Origin of the sequence: Brasilonema bromeliae SPC951 (assembly GCF_012912135.1) — a bacterium.
Lineage (GTDB): Bacteria > Cyanobacteriota > Cyanobacteriia > Cyanobacteriales > Nostocaceae > Brasilonema > Brasilonema bromeliae.
Map to the genome: position 1 here is coordinate 1 of NZ_QMEB01000141.1, position 16,721 is coordinate 16,721.

A 16,721-nucleotide genomic window follows, 5' to 3' on the forward strand; every position below is an offset into this window, starting at 1 on the left:
CTGATAACTGATAACTGATAACTGGTAACTGATAACTGATAACTGATAACTGGTAACTGGCAACTGCTATAATTCTGAAAAATCACGTCAACGACCTACACCAGTTTTAAACAGACTGACTGATGCTTGTAATTGCTGCGCTACTTCTACAGTTTGTTGTAAAGACGTTGACACAACACCAGATGAATTAGCAGTGCGTTCTGAAGTTTTGGTAATTTCCTTCATAAAAAGAGCAACAGCCTGCGAAGTGTCAGCTTGAGACACTGTTGTTTGAGAAATTGATTGAACTAAGTCGTCAATTTGATGAGATACTTTTACAATCGTCTCCATGCTTTGCTTAACGTCTTTGACTAGCTCAGCGCTTTCTACCACCTGAGTCGTTCCTTGTTCTATCGCCTGGATAACTGCATTAGTTTCAAATTGGATATTTTCTGCAATTTGTTCAATTTCTTGAGTTGCTTCGGCTGACTGTATTGCTAAGCGACCAACTTCGTGAGCCATAACAATAAAGCCCTGATATTGTTCACCTGCACGCGTCGCTTCAAGACCAGCATTGATAGCGAGTAAATTGGTTTGTAATGCAATTTCGTTAATCAAAGTCACAACTTTAGAAATTTCTTGGGATGACTCGCCAAAATGTTTTATCCTTTTGGCTGTTTCAGTAATTGTTTTTTCCAAATTAAAGATGCTAGATGCGGTATGCTCCATTGCTTCACCTGCACTCAAAGCAGTATTGGCAGATGTACGAGCCACTTGTGCTGCTTGAGAAGCGTTATTAGCGACTTCTTGAATGGAGATATTCATTTGATTTACCAACTCAAGGGTGCAGCTAATTTCTTCAGCCTGTTGGAGTGCTTCATCTGCTAAATGACGAATCGCATCAGAGTTTTCCCCCACAGAAACATTGACCTGTATAGCCGCTTGTTTCACTTGAAGGACTAATTGTTGCAAGCTTTCGATAATGGTATTGAAAAAGTTGGCTACTATTCCAATTTCACCAGTTGTCATTTGAGCTCGAACTCTCAGGTCACCTTTGGCTACCTCTTTAACGTCATCAGTAAGTTCCATAAGCTGACGTTGGAGGAATTCTTTGCTGTGCCTCAATTCTTCCTCCGCCTGCTTGCGTGAGGTAATGTCAGTTTGCACCCCAATAAAATTTATCACTTGTCCCGTGACGTCTCGTGCTGGAGCAATACTTAATTCACACCAGAATGGGGTACCGTCCTTACGGTAATTCTTAATCACAACATGACATTCTTGCTCTTGTCGCAATGCGTTGCGTAATTGTTCAATAGTCTGTGGATTAGTGTCAGATCCTTGCAAAAATCGGCAGTTGCGTCCCAGAACTTCTTGTGGTGAATATCCGGTGATGGTTTCAAATGCCGGATTGCAAAAGATGATAGGATTATCTTCCTGATGGGGGTCTGTTATAACAATGGCATTGCTAGCAGCGGCGATCGCACGGTCACGTACCCGCAGCACTTCCTGTGCAGCATTGAGTTCATGCAAAAGATTTGCTTGTTCTAAAGCAAGGCTTACTTGAATGGCTAATTGCCCAAATAAATCAATTTCTAACTGCTGCCAATTCCGAGATTCAGAACATTGGTGAGCACACAATAAACCCAAAAGCCGATGCCCACTTAACAGAGGTGCAACCAAAATCGCCTTGATTTGAAAGCGTTCAAGAATTTCTCGGTAAGAGTCTGTAAAATTTCCCTCAGAAATGTTGTTTATGGCTCGGACTTGACCATCTTTATACTTTTGTTTGTACATTTCAATGTCATCTTTGCCAAACGGAGCAAAGACAGTTCTTCCTAAAGTTTTTATCCAACCCTTTGCTACTGACTCAGCAATGATGGTACCACCCCAGTCAGCATTGAAGCGATAGATAATAACGCGGTCTGTGTTCAGTGCTTTGCTGATTTCACAGACCGCTGTGTTAAGGACATCCTCTAACTTGAGAGAACGCCAAATACGCAAGGTAATGTCCATGAATAGCTGCGAACGTTGAGCTTCTTGCTGTTCGAGTAATAGTGTTTGGGAAACCATTCGCCGTTCCACAAAGGAAGTTAGCAGTGTGAAACTTAGGATAATGAGAGTACTAACGCCAATACTTACAGCTAACGCAGGGAGGGATACTTGCATGGTTGCGACTGTCCCAGTCACTCTGGTTGGTTTAAAACAGGCAGCTGCCATCCCTGTGTAATGCATCCCGGAAATTGCAATTGCCATGACGAACGCACTCAAAATCTTGCGTCGCCTACCACTTTTCCCCGTTTGCAAACGCAGTTGGAAAGCAATCCACAGCGCGATCATCGATGCACCGATGGCGATCGCCACAGAAAGCATAAACAGTAGTGGATCATACCGAGTCGCTGCTTCCATCCGCATTGCTGCCATGCCAATGTAGTGCATAGACGCAATACCAATGCCCATTAACACACCACCAGCCTGGAATTGCTGCGTATTTAAGACTGGGCGACTGGCAAGGAAAAGCGCACCTCCAGAGGCAACAATCGCAGGTAGCACAGAAAGCACCACAGTCAACGCGTCATAGCCCATCGATATTGGTAAACTGAGGGCAAGCATGGCAACAAAGTGCATTGACCAGATACCAATTCCCATGACAACTGCAGCGCCAATTAACCAAGCTAGTCTTGCTTTTGCTTTCGCTACTGTTATTTGCCCAGCCAAATCAACAGCAGTGTACGAAGCAAGGACAGCTATGACAATTGAAAGGGCAACAAGAAATGGATTGTAAGTACTACTCATCGCCACATCTGCCTGCAACATCTTGTTAACCTCACTTTGGCTCTTTGTAAAATAGCAAACAAAACATGAGTATTGTTATCACTTTCATCAAGTGCAGCACACTCATGAATTGGAAAAATTTTGACCACTAAGTTCGGTAGATGCAATCACTCTTTTGAAAATAGCAGATGCAAATAGTATCTGTCTCGCTTGTGAGACACTACTACGAGTTTTCCACTACAGTAATGTTTATTTTATAATTTTATTTTTAATAAGAAAATATTAAACCTGATTTAACTGTCAAATAATGGTCGTTGTTATTACAACATACAACTTGAAAGAATTTCTGTCTATAGTAGTGTTTATAACCAGCCAATAGCTGCTTGCTTTCTAAAAGTCATTTACACCTGATGATTTACCAACTTTTGAATAACAATTTCAATCCGACGGTTCCTTTGTCGTCCTGCGGGATTATCCGAACTATCAGATTTTTGATTTGGTGCTATAGGTTGGGCTTCTCCATAACCCTCTTTTGATATCAAAGAAATGTCTATGCCACCTTTTTCACTCAGCCACTTTTGCACTGCTGCTACCCATTGCTCTGACAATTTTAGGTTATCATCTTTAGACCCCTTAGAGTCAGTATGTCCTAAAATTTGTAACCAAGTGTGAGGATAATGATTATTGATTGCCTGACTGACTTGACGCAACATTTTCTCTGCATCTGGGCGAATCGTATCTTTATTAGAATCAAATAAGATATCTGCTGGCAGGGTGATAATAGTTAAGTACTGATTTTCCTGAACTATAATTTGCTCAGATATAATCTCAGGTAAGTTGACTTCCGGATATGTATCCTTAGAAAACTGAACAATGGGAGTTTGGATTTTTGAGAACTCTAGTGCAAGTAATTGTGCTTTTAAAAACTCTGTTTGAGGGGATTCAGTTTTTGCGGTAGCACAATACACAAAATTGTTAGCGACGATTGTCAGGGCAATAGGCGCTAGGTAAGTGGTGAAACGGAAGGAATGCATTTGTTCTTTTCATAATTTTACCATTTTGGGAAAGCATACGTCAAATAAAAAACAAATGCTTCTTTCTTAAGTTATAGGCGCTTTTTGTTACTAAGGATACTTTTTATTCTGGAAGAAATAATAACGAATTACGAATGATTTCTCAGATTAGTACCACAAACTTTGCAGAATTTAGCATCTGTATCATGGAATGATAAACCACAGCCAGAACAAATTGTTTCTACTTGATTCGCAGTTTTGACTAATCGCTTGATCAAATCACCTACTTGCCAAGGAATGAGAGCAATACCTGTTAAAATCATTAATACTGTCAGCAAACGACCTAGTTCAGAAATTGGAGTGACATCGCCAAAACCAACAGTGGTCATAGTAACTATAGAAAAATAAAAAGCATCCAAAAAAGTCGCAAAATTTTCTGAGTTAACAGGATGCTCTACTTGATAAATTAAACCTGAGTAGATAAAAATAATCGCAAATAACGTAAATAAGATTCGTGTAGAAACTAAACTGTCTTCTGTGCTGACACCCCAGAAAAATTTATTATCTATAAACCGAATTAAACGTAAAATTCTGAACCATCGTAATAGTCGAACAAAGCTGATATCAACGCCACCTAGAAAATAGGGTACAATTGCTATTAAGTCAATCAAAGAATAAAAACTAAAAATATACTTAATCTTATTTTCCTCACTCCAAACACGGAGTAAATACTCAATCGAAAAAATAAGTAGTACTACCGTATCTATTGAATCTAAAAAGTTTCGTAAATTATCAGATAGATTATAGGTTTGTGCAACAAAAATAACTGATGATAGTAAAACCAGACCAGCAATAGTTAAATTCACAAATTTACCTATTGGTGTCTCTAAGTCTTTCAAGTAAAAAGCTGTTTTTTCTCTGCTAAGTAACATAATTTCCAGAAGTCCCGTCGAACAAATTCAGCAAGAGGAAGAATCTACAATTGATTGTGAATCTAAAGACTAGCTTAGCAATAGAAAAAGTTTTATTCAGGTCTGTTGACTTTTGAACGCGTTACCGTAGGATATGCTATATTCTGGAAAATTCTAATTTTAGACTCCCAAGGTAATTATGAATCAAGAAGATTTTATGCGTTTGGCGTTGGAAGAAGCAAAGAAAGGAGACGCCCCATATGGTGCTGTGATTGTCAAAGATAACCAAGTGGTTGCCCAAGCTTATAATACTGTGAAGCGAGACAATGACCCTTCTGCTCATGCAGAAATTAATGTGATTCGCAGTTTAACCACTCAACTACAAAACCCTTCTTTAGAAGGTTATACGATATATACTACTGGTGAACCTTGTCCGATGTGTGCATCTGCTTGCGTTTGGACTGGTTTATCAGAAATTATATACGGTGCTTCTATTGAAGATTTAATATCAGTGAATCAATCTCAAATTAACATATCATCTGAAGAGGTGATTGTTAAGAGTTTTAGAAAAATCAAAGTCACAAGAGGTGTTTTAAGAGAAGAGTGTATCAAATTATTTCATAAAAAATCAACTTTTAACTAGGGTCATTGAAATAGGGTAAAAAAGAATTCGCAAAAATTGCAGCTTGGGTGCGATCGCGCAAATCTAAACGATTCAAGATATTTGTGACATGATTCTTCACTGTCCCTTCAGAAATATAAAGTTGTTGTGCAATTTCTCGGTTACTAGCACCTGTAGCAATCAATCGCAAAACTTCTTTTTCTCTAGGAGTTAATTCACCTAAGCTCTCTGGTGGGGATGGTGATTTGGTTGGTGTTACACTAGAAAATTGGCTGAAAAGTTTTTTAACTATCCCTGGTCCTAATTGAGTATATCCTTTGTTAACAGCACGAATAGCAACAGCCAACTCTTCTGAAGGTGTATCTTTTAGTAAATAACCCATTGCTCCATTTTGTAAAGCTGTTTTTACATACTCATCATCATCAAAAGTTGTCAGTACTAAAACTTTAGTTTTGGGAAAACGCTTTTGAATTTCCCGAGTTGCTGCAACACCGTCCATAATAGGCATTCTAATATCCATGAGTACGACATCTGGATAGAATTCTTCAATAAAATGAATTGCAATTTCTCCATTTTCTGCCTCTCCGACGATTTCTAAATCTTGTTCTAATTCCAATAATGCTTTTAATCCTTGACGAATTAAACTTTGATCATCTACAAGTAGAACTTTAATCAGATTAGTCATTAGTTATTGATTGTCAGTAAGAAAATTAATTTGTGGTAACTTTAGATAAGGGAATATAAGCTGTCATTGTGCAACCAGAACCAGGAGCACTATTCATATCAAAATGACCATTCAGTGCCAAAGTGCGATCGCGCATACTTTGAAGTCCAAAACCAGTGGTATTTTGTGTTAAATCAAATCCTATGCCATTGTCCTCAACCTTCAACTGCAAACTAGTTTTTGTTGTGGTTATTTCTAGTTTAACTTCTGTAGCTTGTGCATACTTACAGATATTTGTGAATGATTCTTGGACAATGCGGTAAACAGCTGTGCTAACTTCAACTGGAATCGGGTGAGATAAGTCAATTTGACAAATTGGTGTGACACCAGTTGAACGTTGAACATTTTCTGCGAGTCCGGCGATCGCCTGTTCCAAAGATTGCTCTTGCAAAGGATGAGAACGCATCGCAGACACTGATTGACGCACATCTTGTAATGCTTTAGAACCTAACTCTTTTGCCCTTCCTAAAAAAGTTTGTGCTTTTGTTGGATTAGAATTCCAAAGCTTCAACCCAGTTTCTAATTGTAAATTCAAAGCTGTGAGAGAGTGTCCTAAGGAATCATGTATTTCACGAGCAATGCGATTGCGTTCTTCAAGAGTGGCTTGATTTTCAATTCGCAAAGCATATTGACGCAGTTTTTCATTAGCCATCGCTAGTTTATCTCGACTTTGTCGCTCAGATAAAACTGCATTCATTAATAGTAAAACAAACAATAAAGCTAAGATAAAAACTATAGCAAAGTTTAAATTAAAAAACCAAAAACGCTCTTGTGCTAATAGTGAAAGTGGCATCCGTTCAAAACGACGCCTTAGTGTTAGCAAAAATAAAAGAAATGATAAACCTGTGACGACTAAGCGACCTGGTAACTGAAAAATTAAACAACTGCGAGTTACTAAAATCAGGTCAATAAAAGGAAATACTCTATCACCTTTACCTCCAAAAAGTCCAACTAATACAATTATAAATATTTCCAGGGTGGTGTAAAGGACTTTACTTATATGGTTACGAGTTGGTAACCTCAAACCCATTAACCCAAAAAGCACCAGACTACAAATTGTCAGTTCAGTCAAGCCAGTTTGAACTCGATATCGGTGAGATGGTAGAGCTGCTGTAAAAGCAGTAAACGCCAGCAATATCCACTCCAAATATAGTAGAAACCGAAAAGGATGATTGTGAAATTGAATCGAACGGCTCACAAAAATACACTCAAGCTCAACTAGTTTTTATAGTAAAACTATAAATCAACACTGTTCCGTTAAGGTTTTTTGATGAAAAATTTAGGTTTGTAGAAATGCGAAGTTATACCAAATTCTCAAACCTAAATTTTTGAGTATTAATTAATACTAGCGAAAAGTGCAAAAAACATAAAACTATGTACAAGCGAAGAGCTACAGTTCATTCTGCATTATGACTTTTCTTAAGTATTGAAAGCTTGATACACATACATTTTCTGTAGTTACGGTGATATTTTTAGGACACAATGCTTCATGATTTTTTGATGAATTTACTGATTGTAGACCATGACTAAAGTCATGGTCTATTCATGACTTTTTCCTCATGTGATTCTCAAAATTGAACTCTTATCATAGTTGTATCAACTAGGAGAAAAACGAAACAGACTTAAATGAAGCTTAAGAACTTATCACTCATTTGTGGAGCGATCGCCCTCAGTTTAACAACAGCCTCCTTCGCCGTTAAAGCAGAAGCAAACTCCTCTTTGCCCTTAGTTGTTGCACAATCTCAGGAAAAAGAAGGATCATTTCAACGTTTAGGACTAACGAGTGACCAAAAAGCCAAAATAAAAGAAATCCGTACAAATACCCGCACTGAAGTTGATAAAATTCTCACCGAACAACAACGAGAACAGTTAAAAACCGCTAGGCAAAACCGCCAGGGAAAAGGTGGGTTTGCAGCTTTAAATCTTTCTGATGACCAGAAAAACCAACTAAAACAAGTGATGCAGTCACAGAAAACACAAATTGAAGCCGTTCTAACCCCAGAGCAAAAGCAGCAACTCCAAAAATACCGCCAGGAAAAGGGTGCTCGTCGTCAGCAACCCAATATGTAGTTTATCACTGGTGTTGTTGATCACAGCTATGTGAGTTTGCACTAGCTCGGTAGTCTAAAAATTAAGTCCTATTGAGATCCCCGACTCCTTTAAAAGTTGTCGGGGATCTGATTTTTTCAAGAGTCTCGCCTGCTTAAGATTTAAAATTAAGTAGGTGGTTTGAATTAAATATAAAATGTAGTGCCAAGAGTTGCGCGTTGCGGTGAATCCAGCGCTGCAGGAGGGTCTCCCGACCTAAGCGACTGGTGAACCCGGAGGGAGCCAGTACTGCAGAAGGGTTTCCCTCTGTAGGTATCTGGCGTCGGGTTAAGCGCGTTGTAGCGACTTCGGGGCAGGACAGCCCGCGTTGGTAATAAAGTAGGGAGCATCTTGCTCCCACTACCGCTATCTGCGAATTAATTACGCCTACCTACTTAGACTGATAATCTCGCGTGAAAACACAAAGACGCTATATTTTCGAGTGAAGTTGCTTAACAGTTTTCTATCATAGGTATAGAAGCCCCACTAAGTTCTTACTTGGCAAGCTTCCATAATGCAACACTCATAAAAAAAAGCTTTGAACACAAGAAAGATGATAATGGTATTTTCGATAAATAAGCTGTCCTCTAAGTTGTTCAGTAAAGTCTCAACTGTAGAGGTAGGTGAAATATCTAGGGCTAATTGTGTTGTGCCGCGTCCTGTAACCAGATATTCTACATATCATCGCCCAAAGGTCTTCAAGCTCTTGATATTAGCCCTGACAACATTAGGAGTCAGTTTTTTAACACCATCTGCGGCTGAGGCACAAAGTAATTCCACTTCTAGTCCTGGTGTAGGCAACATTCTCAATTATCCTTATGGGACGCGCGTTCATCAAAATGGTGTTATTAACACACCAGATGGCAGTACAATTTCTCCTGCCACAACAATCAATAATGGCAATGGCTCTACCACTTACTATTATCAGAATGGGACGCGCGTTAACATCAACACCAATAGAGTTACCCCTAACGGGGCTGTACTCACACCCGGAAGCTTGAATGGAGGATTGAACCGTGTACCAGAAAACCCAAACAGAGGACTTTTGCTCACGCCAGCAAACCCGAATGGAGAATTGAACCGTGGACTAGAAAACCCGAACAGAGGATTTTTGCTTACGCCAGCAAACCCAACAAGATTATGGCAGAAGCCTTCTTTTGAAACCAGGTAAATAACACAGGGGCAGTAAATGGCATTAAACCAGGTGAGAGTTATCCTAGTAGAACCAGCAGGACCAATTAATGTCGGGTCGATCGCACGGGTGATGAAAAATTTTGGGTTAAATCATCTAGTACTGGTTAATCCCCAATGTAAACCGCTTGCAACAGAAGCGCTTCAAATGGCGGTTCATGCTAGGGATATTTTAGAGTCAGCAGTATCAGTGACGACGCTACCAGAAGCACTGCAAGGATGTACGCGGGCGATCGCCACCACAGCCCGTGTTCGTCACTGGGATTCCCCCCTGGAAAATCCCTCCACAGCACTACCTTGGTTACTGGATCAACCACAACAACCAGCCGCGATCATTTTTGGTAGGGAAGATCGAGGACTGAGTAATGAAGAATTAAATTATGCTCAGCGGTTTATTCGTATTCCTACCAGTTCTAATTATCCATCGTTGAATTTGGCGACTGCTGTGGCTATTTGCTGTTATGAGTTAGCAAAAAGTGACACAGAGAATCAAGAGGACACGCTTAGAGAAAACACGGCGATTACTAGTAAAAAATTATCTGCACCTTTTGCTGTGCCCATCCCCGCATCTGTTCACGAGTCTGCACCTTTGAACATCTTGGAAGAATACTACCAACAGTTAGAATCACTACTACTCAAGATTGGATATCTTTATCCTCATACAGCAGCTAGCCGTATGGAAACATTTCGGCAAATGTATAATCGTGCTCAATTACAAACTAAAGAAGTTGCGATGCTGCGAGGTATTTTACGACAGGTAGAATGGGCGCTAGAGAACCGGAACAATCATCAAGGCTTTTAACTCATCCTAACTTGTGTACTAACTCATCGTCCCAAAACTTGTCATAATAACTTAAGCTCAATTCAAATAACTAACTATTATAAGCAAAAATTAATGTAAATAATAAGGTGCCTTAGAGGTAAATTGAAAGAGTGGCTACAAAGTCCGCACACAAAAGACATTTCAATTCCCATCAGGGATTGCTCGAAAGCGACTTTAGCCAATAAAGTAAAACCTTTCTAGATGTGTTCTTTATTTTACACTTTTATAGCTACCCTATCTTATGCCAACGAGAACCGTTATAAAAACAGTCTCACGGCGTCCAAAAACCAGCCGCCGTCCGGTTAAAAGCAAAGTTCAAAAGCAGGGGCAAAATAAAGTCGAAGCGACAAAGCAGCAGCAAGCCCCCTACAGCCGAACAATGCCTACACGTATAAAATCGATTCCCCCCTTAATCCCTGTGACTTCGCCGATAAAGCGATCAGGAGTACCACCAACACCAGCCAAACCAACAGCTGCTGCCAAAGGAAGGATTCCACCATACAATCCAAAGAAAGTACAGTCAAAAAATGTGCAAATGCGGAAGCAGCCGTTACCAAGAAAAATCGGTGCATCTCGACAAAAGAAGCGCTTAAAGCCGATGGCAAAAACATTTTTGTATGCCTTACGGTTGTTAATTGTAGGAGTTGGTGTCGGTGCAATCGTAGGTACGGCGTTATCAGTGTTAGATCCAGCAACTCGCATCGCCACATCCAGTGGAAGATCATCTGATACAACTATCGGGCAGGCACAGCCACAGTTTACCCAAAATCCCTCAGAAGCTGCTTCAGGGTTATTCCTGACTCAGGAAATTTCTTCTTTAAAAACTATAGTACAAAATTTGGCAGCCGCAAACCCTAATCTCACACCAGGAATTTTCTTGGTAGATTTAGACAATGGCAATTATGTAGATGTGAATGCCTCCTCCAGTTTTTCTGCTGCTAGCACGATTAAGATTCCGATTTTGATTGCCTTTTTCCAAGATGTAGATGCTGGCAAAATTAGCCTGGATGAAACACTCACCATGACCAAGCGAATGGTTGTTGGTGGTTCTGGGGATATGCAGTATAAACCAGCCGGAACTCAGTTCAGAATCATGGAAGTGGCGACTAAGATGATAACAGTCAGCGACAACACAGCAACAAACATGCTGATTGCTCGCTTAGGTGGTATCGAGACGCTGAATCAGCGTTTCCGCAATTGGGGTTTGACAACAACTACAATTAGTAATCCCCTCCCTGATTTGCAAGGGACAAACACCACAAGTCCCAAGGAATTAGGGAAGCTGATGGGGATGGTGAACAAGGGAAATTTGGTGAGTGTGGCATCGCGCGATCGCATACTAGATATTATGCGTCGCACTGTGAGAAATCAGCTCCTGCCTAGTGGTTTAGGACCAGGCGCAACAATTGCCCATAAAACGGGTGATATTGGGACAACCCTTGCAGATGCAGGTTTAATTGATATGCCCACTGGCAAACGTTACGTACTCGCTGTTATGGTACAACGTCCTAATAACGATCCCGGCGCCGAAAAACTCATTAGCTCAATTTCTCGGGCCGCTTATCAACAATTTAGCCCAACTGCTCCCATACCTCCTAGTTCAGGAAGTACAATCCCTACAACTGGTTATCAATCCCCAGTCATGAGTCAGCCTCTACCCAACGGTATGGGAAGCACAATGCCCACAACTGGTTATCAACCCCCAGTCATGAGTCAGCCTCTACCCAACGGCATGGGAAGCACTATACCCCCCAATGGTTATCAGCCTCCCGTTCAGCTTCCCGTTCAGCCTCCGGTGATGAATCCGCAGTATTATTATCCTTACCAGCGATAAATTTTCCTTTTTCATGACATCTATCACACCCTCAATCCAATTTTTTTCTGGCATTCGTGAAGAACTCAGCAATGTTAGCTTGCGACGTAATCTCACTTCTGGCAAGCGTATTATTGTAATGATTTTTGCGCGAATCAAAGCGTTGGAAGGATTTAATAGCTTTACAAAACAACCTTTAAATTCCATGCTTTTAACAGACGAAGAAGGTGAAATCAGCGTCACTCCATCTTCCACACAATTCATTTTTGGTGGTGCAGAAGGTGATGAGTTGCAGCGCGTAGAATGTAAATTTGAAGTAGAGCAACAGGACCACTGGGAACGATTCATGAGATTTATGAACCGTTATGCTGAAGCGAATGATATGGTATACGGAGAATCGCAATAGTTGTGATGGCAGGGAGGGAACAGGGAACGGGGAACAGGGAACAGGGAACAGGGAACAGGGAACAGGCTTGAAAGTCTCCTGGTGTCCGTAGTATGAGATTACGTATAGTAATTGACTCCTCTCTCTGTGTTCTCTGCGCCTCTGCGGTTAAAAAATAGGTATTCTTCACCACACCGAAAGGAGTAATTTTATAAACATCGCTGATACCGCATCCCCGGTAATTGCGAAACCAAACCCATCAACTCCAATTGCAACAAAGCACTCGAAACCTCACCCGTAGCCATGCCCGTTTGTTGAACAATAAAATCAAAGGGTAAAGCTTCTGAAGCAATTGCATCCATAACTCGTTGGAGTTCTGCTGGTAAATCTGGCAGAGTTAACTGCTGCGGTGATGGAGATGCTTCAACAGAATCAAGTTGTGGTATTGCTCCCAGCATTTTTAAGAGTTCGTCTAATTCCTTAAGAATGGGAGTCGCCCCTTGGCTGAGTAGCTTTAAACACCCTTGGGATGGGTGATCATCCACTCTTCCTGGGAGGACATAGATATCTCGCCCAAAATCATTTGCGTAGCTTGCAGTAATCAAAGCACCTGATTTTATCGGTGCTTCCATCACCAGCACAGCACGACTTAAACCTGCGATAATTCTGTTGCGACGGGGAAAGTGAGTGCGATCTGGTGGTGTCTTTGCTGGATACTCACTCACAACCAAACCAGCAGTCAAAATCTGCTTGTACAGTTCCACATTTTTAGATGGATAGACAACATCTACGCCTGTACCTAAAACTGCGATCGTGCGTCCTCCAGCTTTCACAGTGGCGGCGTGACTTTCAGTGTCAATTCCTTCTGCCAAACCAGAAACAACAGTAAACCCATTTTTCGCCAAAGCTGTACTAATTTGACGAGTCCATCGCATACCATACTCTGAGGGTTGGCGTGTCCCTACAATCGCGACGAGTTGTTTTTGTCCCAGATTTTCTTGCAAATCTATTTCACCACGATAATACACAATGGGTGGTGGACTGGGTATTTCCAGTAGTAACCGAGGATAGTCTGCATCTGCAGGTGTCCAAAAACTCGGGTTTTGCTCTTGGTGTTGCTGCAAAAATTGTTCAGGATGTAAACGAGAACGTTGTTGCACCACCTTTTGCAGCGTTTGAAAACCAAAACCTTCTACTTCTTTTAACTGTGCAGGTTTCGCGTCCCAAGCTGCTGCCAGTGTACCAAAATGCTGCTGCAACCGTCGTAATAATACTGGACCAACTCCAGAAATTTGCGACCAAGCGAGCCAATATGCACGTTCTTGTCCCAATTGCCCATCCTCAAGTCTACTGGGTTGATTATTCCCAGATTGGAGAAGCAAAGATACATGTACGCGATAAGGTGGAGGCTTGACGCTTTGCGGCATCGCCACACTGTCATACACTTATTGATATATTTTATTGTTATGACTCGCCATGACAATTACCAGTTTTTAACCCTTAAATGCACCATGCTACAATTACTTTATGAAGTTTGAGTGGGACGACAACAAAGCGGCAAAAAATCTGTCAAAGCACGGAGTTTCCTTTGAAGAAGCCAAAACAGTTTTCGATGATCCACTTTATGTTGACTTCTACGATCCAGACCACTCAGACGAAGAAAACCGCTACCTTATTGTTGGACAGTCAAACCGAGGACGCTTGCTAATTGTGTCTTATACGCAGAGAGGAGATTCAATTCGTCTCATTAGTGCCAGGGAAGTAACACGAGCTGAGCGAGAAGCCTATGAAGAAGGGTAAGCCAGAAATGGAAGACGAGCTTCGGTCAGAATATGACTTAAAGAGTTTAAGGGTCAGAAGGCTAGGTTCCGGACGAAAGAGCTTTGGCCCAATAACTGTTCGTTTAGAACCTGATGTCGCAGAAATGTTTCCCAATGCTGATGCGGTCAATGAAGCTTTACGGTTTTTGATCAGAGTAATGCAGGAAAAACAATCTCCTGCATCCAGACTGGAGCTTAACACTTCGTTGGAGCAGACGGATGAACGCCCCTAGAGCGCCAGTTCAGTAAAAATACTTGACAGAAGGTACAGTTTTTGCATAGCTTGAAGAAATGAGAACGATGAGTTAAGTTTTCTTCAGCCTTTCCAATTTACCGAAAAATTGGGTTTAAAGCCCCGTCCTTCTAGGACGGCTTTTAAATTCGCGAACAAAAACGCCCCCGTTATGCGATAATAGGATATAGCGGTAAAGCGCACATAAAAAAGACGAAGTAGGTCGAGCGGACAACTCCTGATCCGGAACCCTGGTAGTATAAATCCTAGATCTTGCACCGCCACTTGGTTTATGCCGGGGAACCCTTTCGGCAGTTCCTCATGGGGGAAACCACGCCAGATGCTTCAACGGGGGGAACCCCCGCGAGGACAGCAGTGGGGATGAAGACACCATCGGGACTTTGAGTGCTGCCCTTGAGGATAACACGTTGGTTAGCATTAATGATGACATCACCTGCATCCCCTTGCCCAAATGTGACGGTGGCCAGTTGCGCGCCATCTTTGAGGGATACTATTGGAGCGTTGATGTTGATGTTGCCACCATTCCCCACTGCTGTTGATCCCACAGTGCTGAAAATGTACCCATTATTGGCAAGCTCAACGGAATCGTTAGCTCGCACTGACACATTGCCTGCATTCCCTTGTCCAAACGTGCTGGCACTCAGTTCAGCACCATCCCTAAGGGAAACAGAAGCAGCGTTAATGTCCATATTGCCACCTTTGCCCACTCCTGTTGATCCCAGAGTGCTGAAGATATCCCCGTTGACAAGCTCAACTGAACCAGACGTTCGCACCGACACATTGCCTGCATCCCCTCGTCCAAATGTGCTGGCAGTCAGTTGAGCACCATCGGTTAAAGAGAAGGAACCACTTGTAATAGTAATGTTCCCCCCATTGCCTGTCGCCCCCGTGTTGACTCGACTGCGAATCCCACTGCGAAATTCATTCTTCACCCCAGCAATCGTCACAGAACCTGTGACATCAACAGTGACATTGCCTGCATTCCCGTTTCCAGCTAACTGGTTGCCAGATGCTTCACGAACCAAGGTTTGCAATTGAGCGCTATCAGTGAGGGACAGTGTTGCCGCCTTGATATCGATATTGCCTCCTTTGCCCACACCTCCTGCTTCCACATTGCTGAAGATGTCCGCATTAACAAGAGAAACTAAATCAGAGGCTCGCACCGACACATTGCCTGCATTTCCTTGTCCTAAGGTACTGGCATTTAGTTGAGCGCCATCGGTTAAAGAGAAGGAACCACTTGTAATAGTAATGTTCCCCCCATTGCCTGTCGCCCCCGTGTTGACTCGACTGCGAATCCCACTGCGAAATTCATTCTTCACCCCAGCAATCGTCACAGAACCTGTGACATCAACAGTGACATTGCCTGCATTCCCGTTTCCAGCTAACTGGTTGCCAGATGCTTCACGAACCAAGGTTTGCAATTGAGCGCTATCAGTGAGGGACAGTGTTGCCGCCTTGATATCGATATTGCCTCCTTTGCCCACACCTCCTGCTTCCACATTGCTGAAGATGTCCGCATTGACAAGTGAAACTAAATCCGAAGCCCGCACTGACACATTACCTGCATTTCCTTGCCCAAATGTGCTGGCACTCAATTCAGCACCATCGCTTAAAGAGAACGAACCAGAGGAAATCGTAATATTTCCCCCATTGCCCGTCGCTCTCGTTCCCACCGAGCTGAAAATCGCACTACGCGATCCATCCTTGACCCCAACAATTGTTACTGGTCCAGTGACATCAACAGTGACATCGCCTGCATCTCCCCTTCCGGCTAGCTGAGTCTCAGATTCTCCACGAACTATAGCTTGCAGTTGAGCACTATCTTTAAGCGACAGAGTTGCTGCCTTAATGTCGATATTGCCACCATTGCCCACACCTCCTCTTTCCACATTGCTGAAGATTTTCGCATTGACAAGCTCAACTGAACCAGACGCACGCACCAATACATTACCTGCATCCCCTTCTCCATAAGTGCTAGCATCTATTGAAGCAGTATCACTAAGTGAGAAAGAGCCACTCGTAATATTGATATTGCCACCATCACCTTGTGATTCTGCTAGTACTTGATTGCTCACACCTGCACCCGATGAACCATTAAAGGATTTGCTGTTAATAAAAATATTACCTGCATTACCAGAAGCACCATCAACAGTCTGGTTGCTCACACCAGCAGCATTACCTCTCTGCCCAACACCAGAAATATTAAAATTATTTACATTAACAGTAATATCACCTGCATTTCCCACTCCTTCAGTTCCTGCTGTCAACCGTCCACCATTGGTTGCAGTAAAATTATTTGCATTAACGACAATATCTCCTCCTCC

General features: G+C 42.1%; 14 protein-coding genes and 1 pseudogene. 8 read left to right on the forward strand and 7 right to left on the reverse strand.

The window, feature by feature from the left end; all coding sequences use genetic code 11:
* Nucleotides 1–87: 87 nt before the first annotated feature.
* The 3 genes from DP116_RS17520 to DP116_RS17530 all read right to left on the reverse strand — a co-directional run bounded on the left by DP116_RS17520 (nucleotide 88) and on the right by DP116_RS17530 (nucleotide 4,696).
* Nucleotides 88–2,793 carry an MHYT domain-containing protein gene (locus DP116_RS17520; RefSeq protein ID WP_169156393.1) on the reverse strand — a complete coding sequence of 902 codons (2,706 nt, stop codon included), beginning with the start codon at nucleotides 2,791–2,793 and terminating at the stop codon, nucleotides 88–90.
* A 359-nt stretch (nucleotides 2,794–3,152) separates the two neighbouring features.
* Complete coding sequence (locus tag DP116_RS17525; protein ID WP_169156394.1) at nucleotides 3,153–3,785, reverse strand: OmpA family protein; 633 nt, start codon at nucleotides 3,783–3,785, stop codon at nucleotides 3,153–3,155.
* A gap of 128 nt (nucleotides 3,786–3,913) precedes the next feature.
* Complete coding sequence (locus tag DP116_RS17530) at nucleotides 3,914–4,696, reverse strand: ion transporter (protein ID WP_169156395.1); 783 nt, start codon at nucleotides 4,694–4,696, stop codon at nucleotides 3,914–3,916.
* Nucleotides 4,697–4,874: 178 nt separating this feature from the next.
* Between DP116_RS17530 and DP116_RS17535 the strand changes: the two genes are divergently transcribed.
* Complete coding sequence (locus tag DP116_RS17535) at nucleotides 4,875–5,318, forward strand: nucleoside deaminase (protein WP_169156396.1); 444 nt, start codon at nucleotides 4,875–4,877, stop codon at nucleotides 5,316–5,318.
* On the opposite strand, the gene DP116_RS17540 is transcribed toward DP116_RS17535, so the two are convergent.
* Complete coding sequence (locus DP116_RS17540) at nucleotides 5,311–5,973, reverse strand: response regulator (RefSeq protein WP_169156406.1); 663 nt, start codon at nucleotides 5,971–5,973, stop codon at nucleotides 5,311–5,313. The genes DP116_RS17535 and DP116_RS17540 overlap by 8 nt on opposite strands.
* Before the next feature lie 34 nt (nucleotides 5,974–6,007).
* On the reverse strand, nucleotides 6,008–7,219 hold the full coding sequence (locus DP116_RS17545; protein ID WP_169156397.1) for a histidine kinase: 1,212 nt from the start codon (nucleotides 7,217–7,219) through the stop codon (nucleotides 6,008–6,010).
* Between the two features lie 428 nt (nucleotides 7,220–7,647).
* Between DP116_RS17545 and DP116_RS17550 the strand changes: the two genes are divergently transcribed.
* The 5 genes from DP116_RS17550 to psb28 all read left to right on the forward strand — a co-directional run bounded on the left by DP116_RS17550 (nucleotide 7,648) and on the right by psb28 (nucleotide 12,342).
* Complete coding sequence (locus DP116_RS17550; RefSeq protein WP_169156398.1) at nucleotides 7,648–8,091, forward strand: Spy/CpxP family protein refolding chaperone; 444 nt, start codon at nucleotides 7,648–7,650, stop codon at nucleotides 8,089–8,091.
* 577 nt (nucleotides 8,092–8,668) lie between these two features.
* The gene (locus tag DP116_RS17555; RefSeq protein WP_169156399.1) at nucleotides 8,669–9,280 is read left to right on the forward strand and encodes a hypothetical protein; all 612 of its coding nucleotides are present in this window, start codon (nucleotides 8,669–8,671) and stop codon (nucleotides 9,278–9,280) included.
* An 18-nt stretch (nucleotides 9,281–9,298) separates the two neighbouring features.
* On the forward strand, nucleotides 9,299–10,102 hold the full coding sequence (locus tag DP116_RS17560; RefSeq protein ID WP_169156400.1) for an RNA methyltransferase: 804 nt from the start codon (nucleotides 9,299–9,301) through the stop codon (nucleotides 10,100–10,102).
* A 262-nt stretch (nucleotides 10,103–10,364) separates the two neighbouring features.
* Nucleotides 10,365–11,957: a serine hydrolase gene (locus tag DP116_RS17565; RefSeq protein WP_169156401.1), complete on the forward strand. Its 1,593-nt coding sequence runs from the start codon at nucleotides 10,365–10,367 to the stop codon at nucleotides 11,955–11,957.
* A gap of 13 nt (nucleotides 11,958–11,970) precedes the next feature.
* Nucleotides 11,971–12,342 (forward strand): photosystem II reaction center protein Psb28, encoded by a 372-nt coding sequence (gene psb28 / locus DP116_RS17570; protein ID WP_169156402.1) that lies wholly within the window; start codon nucleotides 11,971–11,973, stop codon nucleotides 12,340–12,342.
* Between the two features lie 188 nt (nucleotides 12,343–12,530).
* On the opposite strand, the gene dprA is transcribed toward psb28, so the two are convergent.
* Nucleotides 12,531–13,652, reverse strand: coding sequence for a DNA-processing protein DprA (gene dprA / locus DP116_RS17575; protein WP_169156407.1), 1,122 nt, complete (start codon nucleotides 13,650–13,652; stop codon nucleotides 12,531–12,533).
* 196 nt (nucleotides 13,653–13,848) lie between these two features.
* Between dprA and DP116_RS17580 the strand changes: the two genes are divergently transcribed.
* Both DP116_RS17580 and DP116_RS17585 read left to right on the forward strand, forming a co-directional pair.
* Nucleotides 13,849–14,121, forward strand: a complete 273-nt coding sequence (locus DP116_RS17580) for a BrnT family toxin (RefSeq protein WP_169156403.1) — start codon at nucleotides 13,849–13,851, stop codon at nucleotides 14,119–14,121.
* 7 nt (nucleotides 14,122–14,128) lie between these two features.
* Nucleotides 14,129–14,374, forward strand: coding sequence for a hypothetical protein (locus DP116_RS17585; protein ID WP_211173340.1), 246 nt, complete (start codon nucleotides 14,129–14,131; stop codon nucleotides 14,372–14,374).
* A 289-nt stretch (nucleotides 14,375–14,663) separates the two neighbouring features.
* On the opposite strand, the pseudogene DP116_RS17590 reads toward DP116_RS17585, so the two are convergent.
* Nucleotides 14,664–16,721 (reverse strand): annotated as a pseudogene (locus tag DP116_RS17590) (S-layer family protein); the annotation flags it as partial.

Coding starts and splice junctions, on each gene's coding strand:
- DP116_RS17580 (WP_169156403.1), top strand. CDS start 13,849: ATGAAGTTTGAGTGGGACGACAACAAAGCGGCAAAAAATCTGTCAAAG.
- psb28 (WP_169156402.1), top strand. CDS start 11,971: ATGACATCTATCACACCCTCAATCCAATTTTTTTCTGGCATTCGTGAA.
- DP116_RS17550 (WP_169156398.1), top strand. CDS start 7,648: ATGAAGCTTAAGAACTTATCACTCATTTGTGGAGCGATCGCCCTCAGT.
- DP116_RS17520 (WP_169156393.1), bottom strand. CDS start 2,793: ATGTTGCAGGCAGATGTGGCGATGAGTAGTACTTACAATCCATTTCTT.
- DP116_RS17555 (WP_169156399.1), top strand. CDS start 8,669: ATGGTATTTTCGATAAATAAGCTGTCCTCTAAGTTGTTCAGTAAAGTC.
- DP116_RS17535 (WP_169156396.1), top strand. CDS start 4,875: ATGAATCAAGAAGATTTTATGCGTTTGGCGTTGGAAGAAGCAAAGAAA.
- DP116_RS17525 (WP_169156394.1), bottom strand. CDS start 3,785: ATGCATTCCTTCCGTTTCACCACTTACCTAGCGCCTATTGCCCTGACA.
- DP116_RS17530 (WP_169156395.1), bottom strand. CDS start 4,696: ATGTTACTTAGCAGAGAAAAAACAGCTTTTTACTTGAAAGACTTAGAG.
- DP116_RS17565 (WP_169156401.1), top strand. CDS start 10,365: ATGCCAACGAGAACCGTTATAAAAACAGTCTCACGGCGTCCAAAAACC.
- DP116_RS17585 (WP_211173340.1), top strand. CDS start 14,129: ATGGAAGACGAGCTTCGGTCAGAATATGACTTAAAGAGTTTAAGGGTC.
- DP116_RS17560 (WP_169156400.1), top strand. CDS start 9,299: ATGGCATTAAACCAGGTGAGAGTTATCCTAGTAGAACCAGCAGGACCA.